Consider the following 12,605-nt stretch of genomic DNA (forward strand, 5'->3'; position numbering starts at 1 on the left):
CTGTACCGCGGGCCGCCGGGGAGTCCCACCAGCGTCAGGTCACGCCAGAGCGGCGGCTGCCTCGGTGAAGAACTGCTTGGCCGCGGCCGCGGGGGTCTGCTTGCCGTACGACACCGTCTCGGCGATGTCGCGCAGCGTGTTGCGCAGGCCGCTGTGGCCCTTCGGCGGCGGCGCGGGGGCCGGGCCGAACTTCGGCGTGATCTCGTTCTCGAAGGTGACGGTGTCCTTCATCTTCTGGTCGGTCAGCGCGTCGGAGACCGCCTTGCGCACGTCGAGATTGTTCGGCAGGCCCCGGTCCACGCCCAGGATCTTGCCGGCTTCCACGTCGTTGACCAGGAAGTTGATGATGTCGGCCACCACGTCGGGCGCCTTGGTGGTGCGCGAGGCCGCCCAGTAGGTCGACGCGCGCGCCCACTGGCCCTTCGGGTCGCCCGGGTATGCGGTCATGCCGAGGTCGTTCTTGGTGGCCTTCTGCATCTCGGAGAGCTGGTTGGACCACATGAACGACACGGCGGCCTTCTTGGTGACCACCAGCTGGGTGGCGACGCTGCCGGTGACGGCCTCGTGGCAGATGTCGGCCGGCGGGGTCGCGCCCTTGGTCCGGGCATCCACCCACAGCTGGAACCACGCGGTCAGGTCCGCCTCACTGAAGGCGATCTTGGGGCCGTCGTAGAACTCCTTGCCCTGGGCGCGCAGCCACAGCCACAGCGCCTTGTAGTCCGAGCTCGGGTCCATCAGGCCCCAGTACTTGCCGCCGGCCTTGGTGGTGACGCCGGCGCCCCAGGTGATGATCTGCTCGTACGTCCAGCCGATCTGCGGCGCCTCGATGCCCAGCTCGGTCAGCTTCGTCTTGTCGAAGATGATCGCCGGGGTGTTCTCGCCGGTGGCGATGGCCACCTGCTTGCCGCCGAGCTGCCCGTACTTGGTGAGGCTCTCGGGGTGCTTCGACACGTCGATCTTCTTGTTCGCCGTGTACTTGGACAGGTCCAGGGTGACGTTGCGGCCGGCGTACTCGGCCAGGCCGTTGTCGTCGATCTGGAAGATGTCCGGCGCGTTGCCACCCGCCGAGATCGTGGCGAGCTTGTCGTAGTAGCCGGTGAAGGCCTGCCAGGTCGGCGTGATGGTGACGTTGGGGTGCTTGCTCGTGTAGAGCTTCAGCGCCTCCTCGGTCAGCTTCGCGCGGGCCTCGCCGCCCCACCAGAAGAAGGAGACGGTGACCGGCGCCTTCGGGTCGACCGCCGGCTCCTCCTCGCCGCCGCAGGCGGCCAGCAGGCCGGCCGCGGGAACGGCAATGGCCGTTCCGGCGAGCATGCGCAGCAGGTGGCGGCGATTCCAACCGGCCGCCGGCAGGCTACCGTTGTGCTGCGTCGGCTCGTCGGCCGGCGCGGGTGTCGCTGGGTGCATAGCTTTCACTCCCTGCTCTCGGAAGCGACACCGTCAATGGGCGGTTGCTGCCGCCTGCCCGGGCCCGCAGTGCGATGCGGGCCCGGGCCTGACGAGTCGCGGATGACCAACTCGGTCTGGAGCGTTACCAGTGCGGTGGTGCGGCGGTCGTCGCCATGCTGGAGCAGCATGTCGACGGCTGCCCGTCCGGCGGCCGCCGTGGGGGTGGCCACCGTCGTCAACATGGGGCGGGTGCGGCGGCTCAGCGCGGTGTCGTCTATCCCGACGACGCTGATCTGATCCGGCACCTTGACCCCGCGGTGGTCGAGCGCGTCGATCAGGCCGACGGCCATGAGGTCGTTGTACGCGAGCACGGCGCTGACGCCGGCCCGCAGCACGGCCTCGGCCTGTGCCGACCCGCTCTCCTCGGTGGGCGCGTTGGGCCCGAGGACGACCAGCTCGGCCCCGGCGGTGCGGGCGGCCAGCGTGGCCGCGCGGCGGATCTCCCGGTTCGTCCAGGACCCGCGCGGGCCGCCCAGCAGGGCGATCTCGCGGTGGCCGAGGCCGACCAGGTGTTCCATCGCGAGCCGGGCGCCCTGCGCGACGTCCATCACGACCGCGGGCAGACCGGGCACCGGCCTGTTGACCACGACCAGCGGGACCTCGCGGGACAGCTGCTCGATCTGCGTGTTGCTCATGCGGGGACTGCACAGCAGCACCCCGTCCACCTGCTTGGCCAGTGCGAGCACCAGCTCCTCCTCGACACCGGGGTCCTCGTTGGTGTCGGCGACGAAGACGTGGTAGTCGCGGCCTCGGGCATGACTCTCCGCCGCCTTGATCAGCGGCGGGAAGAACGGGTTGGCGATGTCGGCCACGATCAGCCCGATGTTGTGCGTGCGCCCGGTGATCAGCGCGCGGGCGGCCCGGTTGGGCCGGTATCCCAGCAGCTCCGCCGCGGCGAGCACGTGGGCCCGGGTCTCGGCGTTCACCAACTGCGGTGCGCTGAACGCGCGGGACACGGTGGAGACGTGCACGCCACTGGCCTTGGCGACATCGCGGATAGTGGCCGGCACCTGCACTCCTTTGTGTACACGCGATCCTGTGTTGGCTATCACGGTGGTGACCCATTAATGCAAACGGTTGCGACGGTGTCAACGGTCGAAGATGTCGATCTGGTTTCGACAGTGGACCTTGGTGGCATCGGCAGTGGGAAAATTCGGGACAATCAAGGCTGATTCCGGGGCAGCCATTGACGCGATCGGAGCGCGATGGTTAGTTCTGCTGCAAACGTTTGTAGTCGCATGAGGCCCAGGAGGCCGGATGACCACGCGGTACGCGATCGTGGGGACCGGGGCTCGAGCGCAGATGTTCGCCCAAGCCCTGACCAAGCACGGCGAGCTTGTCGCACTAGCCGACGTCAACCCCGCTCGGATCGCCGCCCAGCAGCGCCGCCTGCAGGCGGCGGGCGCTCCGCCCGCCGCGGCCTACGACGCCGGCGACGTGCCGGCGATGCTGGCCAAGGAGCGCGTCGACACCCTGGTGGTGTGCAGCGTCGACGCCACGCACGACGAGTACATCGTCGCCGCGCTGGACGCCGGGTGCGCGGTGGTGACGGAGAAGCCGATGACCGTGGATGTGCGCAAGTGCCGGCGCATCCTGGAGGCGGTGCGGCGCAACGACGGCATGGTCGGGGTCGCCTTCAACTACCGCTTCCACCCGGTGCACGAGCAGGTGCGCACGCTGCTGGCCGAGGGCGCGATCGGGGAGATCGGCTCGGTGCACTTCGAGTGGCTGCTCGACGTGCGCCATGGCGCGGACTACTTCCGCCGCTGGCACCGCGACCGGGCCAACTCCGGCGGGCTGCTGGTGCACAAGGCGACGCACCACTTCGACCTGGTCAACTGGTGGCTGAACAGCACGCCGGTGCGGGTCACCGCCGAGGGCCGGCTGTTCCTGTACGGCGAGAACGGCGCCCGCCACGGCTACGCCCGCGACTACACCCGCGCCCACGGCGCGAGCGCGGCCCAGGGCGACCCGTTCGCGCTGCACCTGGCCGACAACCCGAACCTGGCCGAGCTGTACCTGGATGCCGAGTCCCACGACGGGTACCACCGCGACATGAACGTGTTCGCGCCCGGCACCGACATCGAGGACGACATGGCGGTGCTGGTCCGCTACGCCAGCGGCGCGACCATGTCCTACCACCTCACCGCGTACTCCCCCTGGGAGGGCTACCGGATCGCCTTCAACGGCAGCCGGGGCCGGCTGGAACTCGACATCGTCGAGTCCGACCACGTCGCACCCGGGGTGGCCGGCGCGGTCAAGGGCCACTCGGCCGCGCTGCACGGCGTGGAGGCGGCCGCCGAGTCCGGCAGCGTCTCGCTGCGGCTGCGCCGGTACTGGGAGCCGCCGGTCGAGGTGCCGGTGGCGGCGTACGACCGGCAGGGCCACGGCGGTGCGGACGTACGGATGACCGGGGTGCTCTTCGGCGGCGACGCCGACCCGCTGCACCGGTCCGCGACGGCGCTCGACGGCGCGCGCTCGCTGCTGACCGGACTGGCCGCGAACGCGTCGATCGCCTCGGGGCGCAGCGTGGACGTGGCGGAACTGCTCGACATCTCGGAATGGGAGTGACGGACGTGGACGACCTGCTGTTCCCGGCGGAGGCGCGTACCCGGGCGATCGCCCGGGAGCTCTACACGCACGCGCGGAACCTGCCGCTGATCAGCCCGCACGGCCACGTCGACCCCGGCATCCTGGCCGAGGACGCGCCGTTCCCGGACCCGGCCCGGCTCATCATCGTGCCCGACCACTACGTGACCCGCATGCTGCTCAGTCAGGGTGTGACGCCCGACCGGCTGGGCGTGCCGCGGGTCGACGGCGGCCCGACCGAGACCGACCCGCGGGCCATCTGGCGCACCTTCGCCCAGCACTGGCACCTGTTCCGGGGCACGCCGTCGCGGCTGTGGCTGGAACAGACCTTCAAGACCGTGTTCGACATCGAGACCCCGTTCGGGCCGTTGACCGCCGACCGGGTGTACGACGAGCTGGCCGCACGCCTGGAGCAGCCGGAATACCGGCCGCGGGCGCTGTTCGCCAAGTTCAACCTGGAGGTGCTGGCCACCACCGAGTCGCCGCTGGACGACCTGTCCCGCCACGCCAAGCTGGCCGCGGACGGCTGGGGCGGCCCCGGCGGGCGCGTGATCACCACGTTCCGCCCGGACGACCTGGTCGACATGGACTGGCCCGACTGGGCCGCCCGGGTGGTCCGGCTCGGCGAGATCACCGGCCTCGACACCGGCACCTACGACGGTTACCTCGCCGCGCTGCGGCAGCGGCGGCTCGACTTCATCGCGGCGGGCGCGACCTGCTCCGACCACGGGCACCCGACCGCGGCGACCGGCGAGCTGGCCCCCGTGGACGCGCAGGCCCTGTTCGAGCGGGTGCTGCGGGACGGCCTGGCGGTGACGCCCGACGGCACTCCGGTGACCTCCGGTCCGGCGGCCACGCCGGCCGAGGCCGAGGCGTTCCGGGCGCACATGCTGATGCAGTTCGCCCGGATGTCGCTGGACGACGGACTGGTGATGCAGCTGCACCCCGGTTCGTCGCGCAACCACAACGCGGCACTGTTCCGCACGCACGGGCGCGACGTGGGCGGGGACATCCCGGTGGCCACCGAGTACACCAACGCGCTGCGGCCGCTGCTGGACGAGTTCGGGCACGACCCGCGGTTCCGGGTCGTCGTCTACACGCTGGACGAGTACACCTTCACCCGCGAGCTGGCCCCGCTGGCCGGCGGCTACCCGGCGATGTTCGTCGGCGCGCCGTGGTGGTTCCTCGACGCGCCGGAGGCGCTGCGCCGCTGGCGGGAGGGGGTCACCGAGACCGCCGGCTTCTACAACACGGCCGGGTTCGTCGACGACACCCGCGCGTACTGCTCCATCCCGGTGCGCCACGACGTGGCCCGCCGGGTCGACGCGGGCTTCCTCGCGCGCCTGGTCGCCGAGCACCGCCTCGGCCTCGACGAGGCCGCGGAGACCATCGCCGACCTGGCATACCACCTGCCCAAGAAGATCTTCCGAGTAGGACAGTCATGAAAATCATCGACGCCAAGGTGCACGACGTACGCTTCCCGACCGCCGCTGCGGGCGACGGTTCGGACGCGATCAACCGCGGGGACTACTCCGCCGCGTACGTCGAGCTGCACACCGAGTCCGGCCTGTTCGGCGCGGGCTTCACCTTCACCAACGGCCGCGGCAACGAGATCGCCTGCGCGGCGATCGAGGCACTGGCGCACCACGTCGTCGGCCGCACGCTGGAGGAGATCTTCGCCGACCCGGTGGCGTTCTGGCGGTCGCTCTCCGCCGACGTGCAGCTGCGCTGGCTGGGCCCGGAGAAGGGCGTCATCCACATGGCGACCGGTGCGCTGGTCAACGCGGTGTGGGACCTGCGGGCCAAGGCCGAGGGCAAGCCGATGTGGCGGCTGCTGGCCGAGATGCCGGCCGAGGAGCTGGTGGCCAGCGTCGACTTCCACCACATCACCGACGCGATCACCCCGGCCGAGGCGCTGGAGCTGCTGCGCCAGGACGAGGGCTACGCCGAGCGGCTGGCCGTGCTGGAGCGCGACGGGTTCCCGTCGTACACCACGTCGGTGGGCTGGCTGGGCTACCCGGACGAGCAGGTGCGCGAGCTGACCCGGGCGGCGTACGCGCAGGGCTGGCGGGCGATGAAGATGAAGGTCGGCGGGCCGATCGAGGACGACATCCGCCGTGCGCGGCTGATCCGCGAGGAGATCGGCCCGGACGCGCTGCTGATGATGGACGCTAACCAGGTCTGGGACGTCGACGAGGCGATCGCCAACATGGCGGTGCTGGCCGAGGTGAACCCGTACTGGATCGAGGAGCCCACGCACGCCGACGACGTGCTCGGGCATGCGGCCGTGGCGCGGTCGGTGCAGCCGATCAGGGTCGCCACCGGCGAGGTCGCCGCGAACCGGGTCATCTTCAAGCAGCTCATGCAGGCCGACGCGATCGGAGTGTGCCAGATCGACGCATGCCGGGTCGGCGGCGTCAACGAGGTGCTGTCGATCCTGCTGATGGCCGCGAAGTTCGGCGTGCCGGTGTGCCCGCACGCCGGCGGCGTAGGGCTGTGCGAGTACGTGCAGCACCTGTCGATCTTCGACTACCTGCGGCTCGGGCGCTCGCTGGACGGCCGGATGGTGGAGTACGTCGCCCACCTGCACGAGCACTTCGAGGACCCGATCACCGTGGTCGGCGGCCGCTACCAGCTGCCGAGCAAGCCCGGCTACTCGGTCACCTTCAAGCCGGAGTCGATCGCCGAGTTCTCCTTCCCGGACGGACCGACATGGCGATGACCGTTCCCGCGACCCGGCTCGGCCGGGCGACGCTGTCGCGGCTGCCCGCCGAGAGCCGCCCGGCCGTGCTGCCGGGCGAGGCGAAGGCCGGCATCCTGCACCTGGGCCTGGGCGCGTTCTTCCGCGCCCACCAGGCCGTCTACATCGAGGCGGCGATGGCTGCGCGCGGTGGCGACTGGGGCATCGTGGCGGTCGCGCCGCGCTCGCGGGATGTGCTGGAGGCGCTGCGGGCGCAGGACCACCTCTACAGCGTGGTGACGCTCGACGCGTCGGCCGAGCGCACCCGGGTGCTGGGTGCGCTGACCGGCTCGGTGCACGCCGCGAGCGACCCCGAGGCCGTGGTGGCGCTGCTGGCCGACCCGGCGATACGGGTGGTGACGCTGACCGTGACGGAGAAGGCGTACGCGCCCGACGCGGCGGTGCCGCGGCTGCTGATCGACGGCCTGGTCGCCCGCGCCCGCGCGGACAGCGGCCCGATCACCGTGCTCAGCTGCGACAACCTGCCGTCGAACGGCGTCGTGCTCGGCAAGCTGCTGGCGGGGATGATCCCCGACGCGCAGCGGGAGTGGTTCGAGAGCTCGGTGCGCTGCCCGTCGAGCATGGTGGACCGGATCGTGCCCGCCACGACGGCCGCCACGCTGGCGACCGCCGAGCGCTGCCTGGGGGCCCGTGACCTGGCCGCGGTGGCCGGGGAGCCGTTTCACCAGTGGGTCATCGAGGATGCCTTCGCCGGGGCGCACCCCGACTGGGCGGCGGCGGGCGCGGTGCTCACCGGCGACGTCACGCCGTGGGAGCACCTCAAACTGCGTGCTCTCAACGGCGTGCACAGCGCGCTGGCCTACCTGGGCGCGCTGGCGGGCTGCGAGAGCATCGCCGAGGCGCTGGCCCTGCCCGGCATGGCCGACCTGCTGCGCCGGTACGTCGCCACCGAGGTCGCGGCCTCGATGACGCCGCCGGACGGGGTCACCGTCGCGCAGTACGGCGACGCGGCGCTGGAGCGGTTCGCCAACGCCCGGCTCGGCCACCGCTGCCTGCAGGTGGCCCTGGACGGCACGCAGAAGCTGCCGCAGCGGGTGCTGTCGGTGCTCGACAGCGTCGCCGATCCGGCCCTGGCCACGCTGATCGTGGCCGCCTGGGCGAGGTTCGCGGAGGGCACGGGCGACGCCGGACAGGCATTGCCGCTGGACGACCCACGGGCCGCCGAGGTTCGTGCGGACCTGAGCACCGAGGCCCTGTTCGGCCCCGGCGGCGTGCTCGAGGTGCCGGATCCGGCCCACCGCCGCATGATCGAGGCATGGCGCACCGCACTGTCCACGCACGGCGCGGCGGACCTGGTCCGGACGGCGGTGCGGTGACAGTGGCGCGAAGGAGGACGGCATGACGGCCACATCGGTGGCGCTGATCGGCGCGAACGGGCACGGGATGCACCACCGGCGGCATGTCGCCGAGTTCGCCGAACGCGGCCTGGTCCGGCTGGTGGCGCTCGCCGACACCCGGCCGGTGGTCGACCCGCCGGAGGGCGTACCGGTCTACACCGAGCACGCCGCGCTGCTCGCCGAGACGAAGCCCGAGGTGGTCATCGTGTGCACGCCACCGCACACGCACCTGGCGCTGACCCGCGACGCGCTGCGCGCGGGTGCGGACGTGCTGCTGGAGAAGCCGCCCGTGCTCGACCGGGCGGAGCACGACGCGCTGCTGGCCGAGCAGGACGCCACCGGCCGGGTGGTGCAGGTCGGCTTCCAGTCGCTGGCCTCGCCGGCCCTGGTGCGGCTGCGCGCGGCGGTCGCCGCGGGCGAGCTCGGCACGGTGCGCCAGATCTCGGTGCTGGGCTGCTGGCGGCGCGACGACGCGTACTGGTCGCGTTCGCCCTGGTCCGGGCGGCGCACCGTCGACGGCCGGCCGTCGCTGGACGGCGCGCTGGCCAACCCGTTCGCGCACGCCGTGATGCAGACGCTGGCGGTGCTGGACGCGCCGGTGCTCCGGGTAGAGATCGACTGGCTGCGGGTGCGCCCGATCGAGGTCGAGGACACCGCCACGCTGCGCGTCACCCTGGCGGGCGGGGCGCGGGTGCTCGTCGCGGTGACGCTGGCGGGGGAGGAGCACGTCGACGGCGAGCTCACCGTGTACGGCGACCGCGGCGTCGCCGAGCTGGCCTTCCGCTCCGACCTGCTGCGGCTGCCCGCCGACCCGGCTGCCGTGCTGGTCGAGGGGCGGGAGTCGTTGCTGGAGAACCTGCTGGCGCACCGCGCGACCGGGGCCCCGCTGCTGTCCGGGCTCGCCCGCACCGCCGCGTTCACCACCGTCATCGAGCAGTTGCGGGTGGCCACACCGCCTTATCAGGTCGCGCCGCGGGCGCTGGCGGTCGACGGCGGGCACCGGACACTGGTCGGGGTGAACGCGGTGTTGCGCCGCTGCGCCGCCGAGGGGGCCCTGATGAACGAGCTTTCCACGCCGTGGGGTGCAAACGGTCCGGACAGGACTGCAAACGGCTGAACAAGCGCGGCAAGACCCTTTTGAATAGCCGCTGCATCCAGCTCTTTCAGGGGCTGGAGCAGGGGTTACTGTGCATTAATCGCTGCAACAAAGCTGCTATTGCAATCCATTGACTTCACTGTAGCCGCCTTCTTATGTTCCTGATGAGGTAACACATCGGATACATATGGAGAGCGCGATGCGAATGCGAGACAGTGTGGTCGGTCGCCGCCGGGTCCGGCGGGCGGTCGCCGGATCCGCCCTCGGCGTCCTGTTGCTGCTGACGGGCGCGTCGCCCGCGGCGGCGACCGGCGACCCCAGCGGCCCCGGCTGGTGGGCGCGGCAGCTCGCCCGGCAGCCGCTCGCGGCAGCCGACGGCTGGGCCGCCTCCGGCGCCGGCACCACGGGCGGTTCCGCCGCCGACGACGCCCACGTGTTCGTGGCGCGCAACCGCGACGAGCTGGCCGCCGCACTGACCGGCGCCGAGCCGAAGATCGTCTTCGTCGAGGGTGTCATCGACGGCCTGAAGACCGCCGACGGCACGGCGCTGACCTGTGCGGACCTCGCCGACCCGGGTTACACGCTGGAGAGCTACCTCGCCGCGTACGACCCGGCCGTCTGGGGCCGGGCCACCGACCCGAGCGGCCCGATCGAGCAGGCCCGGGTGCGCTCGGTGGCCAACCAGCGGGCCCGCACCGAGCTGAAGGTCGGCCCGAACACGACGGTCCTGGGCCTGGGCGACGCCACGCTGCGCCACCTCACCCTGATGATCGACGGCGGCAACAACGTGATCGTCCGCAACCTGAACTTCGAGGACGCGGCCGACTGCTTCCCGCGCTGGCGGCCGACCGACGGCGCCGAGGGCAACTGGAATTCCGAGTACGACCTGGTCTCGGTGCGCCGCTCGACGAACGTGTGGATCGACCACAACACCTTCAGCGACGGCGACAACCCCGACTCGAACCAGCCGGTCTACTTCGGACGCCCGTGGCAGGTGCACGACGGCGCGTGCGACATCACGCACACCTCGGACCTGGTCACCGTGTCGGCGAACGTGTTCACCCACCACGACAAGACCATGCTCATCGGCTCCTCGGACACGGTCGGCCCGGACGTCGGCAAGCTGCGGGTCACCCTGCGGCACAACATCTTCGACGGGGTCGGCCAGCGCGCCCCGCGGGTGCGGTTCGGCCAGGTCGACGTGTACAACAACACGTTCCGCATCGCCGAGTTCTACGACTACAGCGTCGGCCTGGGCATCCAGTCCGCGGTGTACCTGGAGAACAACCACTTCACGCTGACCGACGGCATCACCGCCGACCGGGTGCTGAAGGACTGGAAGGGCACCGCCGTCACCGAGCGCGGCAGCTTCGGCCGGGTCGGCAACGGCCGCCCGGGGCCGCTGAACCTGCTGGCGGCGTACAACACGGCCCACGACCCCGACTTCGGCGCCGACGCCGGCTGGACGCCGACGCTGCGCGCGTACCAGCCGCTGCCCGGCTGGGCGGTGCCGCTGGCCACCCTGCTCTCCGGCGCCGGCCGGCTGGGCGCCCGCTGACCCGGTGTCCGGCGGTCGACCCCTGCCCGGCCGCCGGACACCGCCGCCGCGGTGGCAAGGTCCGCCGACGGCAACAGAGCTCCCGCACCCTGGTGGCGCCCTCCGGCACACCCGTGCCGGACCACCGGGTGCGGTTCCTCCCAAGGAGGTATCGCTCATGTCCATCTCCATGCGCGCGGCTCCACGGCGCCGCAGACTGGCCGCGGCGTTCGGCGCGGGCTGCACAGCCCTCGTCGTGGCGCTCGGGGCAACCTGGTTCGGCGGGACCGCGTACGCGGCGACGCTGTTCTCGGACAACTTCGAAGACGGCAACTCCACCGGCTGGTCCAAATCCGGCGGCAGCTGGGCGGTGACGGCCGACGGCAGCCAGGTCTACCGGCAGACCAGCACCGGGGCCGACGCCAAGGCACAGGCCGGCGCGACCTGGACCGGGCAGTCGGTCTCGGCCCGGGTCAAGCCGATCGCCTTCGGCAACAGCACCCGCTCGGTCGGCGTGGCCGCCCGGCTGCAGAGCCTGTCCAACTACTACTCGCTGGTGCTGACCGGCTCCGGCACGGCCCAGCTGCGCCGGGTCTCCGGCGGCGGGGTCACCACGCTGGCCACCGCGAGCGTCGCGGTGTCGCCGGGCACCTGGTACACGCTGCGGCTCGACGCGTTCGGCTCGTCGCTGACCGGATACGTCAACGGCGCGCAGGTGGCGGCGGCCACCGACAGCACCTTCTCCGCCGGCAGGATCGGCCTGATGGCGTCGTACGCCAGCGTCGCGTTCGACGACGTGACGGTGTCCGACACGGCCGGCCCGGGCACGCCCACCCCGTCGGGTTCGCAGCAGCCCCCGTCGCCGTCGCCGTCGCCGAGCAGCTCACCACCGCCGCCCGGCACGTGCAACACCGGCGGCAGCCCGGTCGGCTTCGCGGCCGTGAACGCCTGGGGCCGCAACGGCACCACCGGCGGCGCGGGCGGCGCGACCATCGAGGTCGACACCGCCGCCGAGCTGATCGCGGCGATCGCGCAGGCCGGCCCGCTCAACATCTGCGTCAAGGGCCTGATCACGATCCCGGCGGGCATGTACAACGTCAGCTCGCACAAGTCGATCATCGGTGTCGGCTCCGGTTCCGGCATCTCCGGCGGCGGCTTCAACATCGGCCTGACCATCGACGACGCGATCACGTCACCGCCCGCGAACGCGGTGCAGAACGTGATCATCCGCAACATGATGTTCCGCAACGCCAGCGACGACTCGATCAACGTCCAGATGTTCTCGCACCACATCTGGCTCGACCACAACGACCTCGCCCAGGGTTACGACGGTCTGATCGACGTCAAGCGCGGTTCGTCGTACGTGACCATCTCGTGGAACCACACCCACCACCATGCCAAGAACATGCTGCTGGGCCGCGACGACGCCGACGACCTGCAGGACACCGGCCGGTTGAAGGTCAGCTACCACCACAACTGGTTCGACGAGACCCCGCAGCGCAACCCGCGCGTGCGCTACGGCGAGCCGGTGCACGTCTACAACAACTACTACTTCCACAACACCGACGTCGGCGTGGCCTGCCAGACCGACGCGGGCTGCGTGGTCGAGGGCAACTACTTCGAGAGCGTCGAGGAGCCCGTCACGAACAGCTACGCAGGTCCGGGCGGTCGCTGCGTGGCTCGCAACAACGTCTACACCGGCAACGAGCCCGGCGCCCCCGACTGCTCCGGCACCGTCGAGGAGCCCAGCGCCTACTACGGCTACGTGCTGGACAACCCCGCCGACGTGAAGGCCATCGTGATGGCCGGCGCCGGCGTCGGAAAGATCTGAGGAGGATC

The 12,605-nt window shown here is 71.5% G+C and carries 9 protein-coding genes; 7 read left to right on the top strand and 2 right to left on the bottom strand.

Annotated features, from left to right (window positions below):
• Positions 1-39 precede the first annotated feature (39 nt).
• Together HAV39_RS33655 and HAV39_RS33660 are read right to left on the bottom strand one after the other, a co-directional pair.
• Positions 40-1,404, bottom strand: coding sequence for an ABC transporter substrate-binding protein (locus HAV39_RS33655; protein ID WP_239120419.1), 1,365 nt, complete (start codon positions 1,402-1,404; stop codon positions 40-42).
• A gap of 5 nt (positions 1,405-1,409) precedes the next feature.
• On the bottom strand, positions 1,410-2,456 hold the full coding sequence (locus tag HAV39_RS33660; RefSeq protein ID WP_191843214.1) for a LacI family DNA-binding transcriptional regulator: 1,047 nt from the start codon (positions 2,454-2,456) through the stop codon (positions 1,410-1,412).
• A 247-nt stretch (positions 2,457-2,703) separates the two neighbouring features.
• On the opposite strand from HAV39_RS33660, the gene HAV39_RS33665 reads away from it, so the two are divergent.
• The 7 genes from HAV39_RS33665 (at position 2,704) to HAV39_RS43425 (ending at position 12,597) form a co-directional block, all read left to right on the top strand.
• Positions 2,704-4,017 (top strand): Gfo/Idh/MocA family protein, encoded by a 1,314-nt coding sequence (locus HAV39_RS33665; protein ID WP_191843215.1) that lies wholly within the window; start codon positions 2,704-2,706, stop codon positions 4,015-4,017.
• The gene (uxaC, locus tag HAV39_RS33670) at positions 4,008-5,480 is read left to right on the top strand and encodes a glucuronate isomerase (protein WP_191843216.1); all 1,473 of its coding nucleotides are present in this window, start codon (positions 4,008-4,010) and stop codon (positions 5,478-5,480) included. Before HAV39_RS33665 ends, uxaC begins: the two co-directional genes overlap by 10 nt.
• A complete protein-coding gene (locus HAV39_RS33675; protein ID WP_191843217.1) occupies positions 5,477-6,757 on the top strand; it encodes an enolase C-terminal domain-like protein in 1,281 nt (426 codons plus the stop codon). The genes uxaC and HAV39_RS33675 overlap by 4 nt, the downstream gene beginning before the upstream one ends.
• The gene (locus tag HAV39_RS33680; protein ID WP_308440868.1) at positions 6,754-8,112 is read left to right on the top strand and encodes a mannitol dehydrogenase family protein; all 1,359 of its coding nucleotides are present in this window, start codon (positions 6,754-6,756) and stop codon (positions 8,110-8,112) included. Before HAV39_RS33675 ends, HAV39_RS33680 begins: the two co-directional genes overlap by 4 nt.
• A gap of 22 nt (positions 8,113-8,134) precedes the next feature.
• Positions 8,135-9,250 carry a Gfo/Idh/MocA family protein gene (locus tag HAV39_RS33685; protein ID WP_191843219.1) on the top strand — a complete coding sequence of 372 codons (1,116 nt, stop codon included), beginning with the start codon at positions 8,135-8,137 and terminating at the stop codon, positions 9,248-9,250.
• A gap of 178 nt (positions 9,251-9,428) precedes the next feature.
• Positions 9,429-10,787: a pectate lyase family protein gene (locus tag HAV39_RS33690; protein WP_239120420.1), complete on the top strand. Its 1,359-nt coding sequence runs from the start codon at positions 9,429-9,431 to the stop codon at positions 10,785-10,787.
• Positions 10,788-10,944: 157 nt separating this feature from the next.
• Positions 10,945-12,597: a pectate lyase family protein gene (locus HAV39_RS43425; protein ID WP_275413913.1), complete on the top strand. Its 1,653-nt coding sequence runs from the start codon at positions 10,945-10,947 to the stop codon at positions 12,595-12,597.
• Positions 12,598-12,605 lie beyond the last annotated feature (8 nt).

This window comes from Catellatospora chokoriensis (assembly GCF_011297315.1).
Classification (GTDB): domain Bacteria; phylum Actinomycetota; class Actinomycetes; order Mycobacteriales; family Micromonosporaceae; genus Catellatospora; species Catellatospora citrea.

What these genes read in the sequence shown, in the direction of transcription:
- HAV39_RS33690 (WP_239120420.1), top strand. Translation starts at nt 9,429, where the DNA reads ATGCGAATGCGAGACAGTGTGGTCGGTCGCCGCCGGGTCCGGCGGGCG.
- HAV39_RS33675 (WP_191843217.1), top strand. Translation starts at nt 5,477, where the DNA reads ATGAAAATCATCGACGCCAAGGTGCACGACGTACGCTTCCCGACCGCC.
- HAV39_RS33655 (WP_239120419.1), bottom strand. Translation starts at nt 1,404, where the DNA reads ATGCACCCAGCGACACCCGCGCCGGCCGACGAGCCGACGCAGCACAAC.
- HAV39_RS43425 (WP_275413913.1), top strand. Translation starts at nt 10,945, where the DNA reads ATGTCCATCTCCATGCGCGCGGCTCCACGGCGCCGCAGACTGGCCGCG.
- HAV39_RS33680 (WP_308440868.1), top strand. Translation starts at nt 6,754, where the DNA reads ATGACCGTTCCCGCGACCCGGCTCGGCCGGGCGACGCTGTCGCGGCTG.
- uxaC (WP_191843216.1), top strand. Translation starts at nt 4,008, where the DNA reads ATGGGAGTGACGGACGTGGACGACCTGCTGTTCCCGGCGGAGGCGCGT.
- HAV39_RS33685 (WP_191843219.1), top strand. Translation starts at nt 8,135, where the DNA reads ATGACGGCCACATCGGTGGCGCTGATCGGCGCGAACGGGCACGGGATG.
- HAV39_RS33665 (WP_191843215.1), top strand. Translation starts at nt 2,704, where the DNA reads ATGACCACGCGGTACGCGATCGTGGGGACCGGGGCTCGAGCGCAGATG.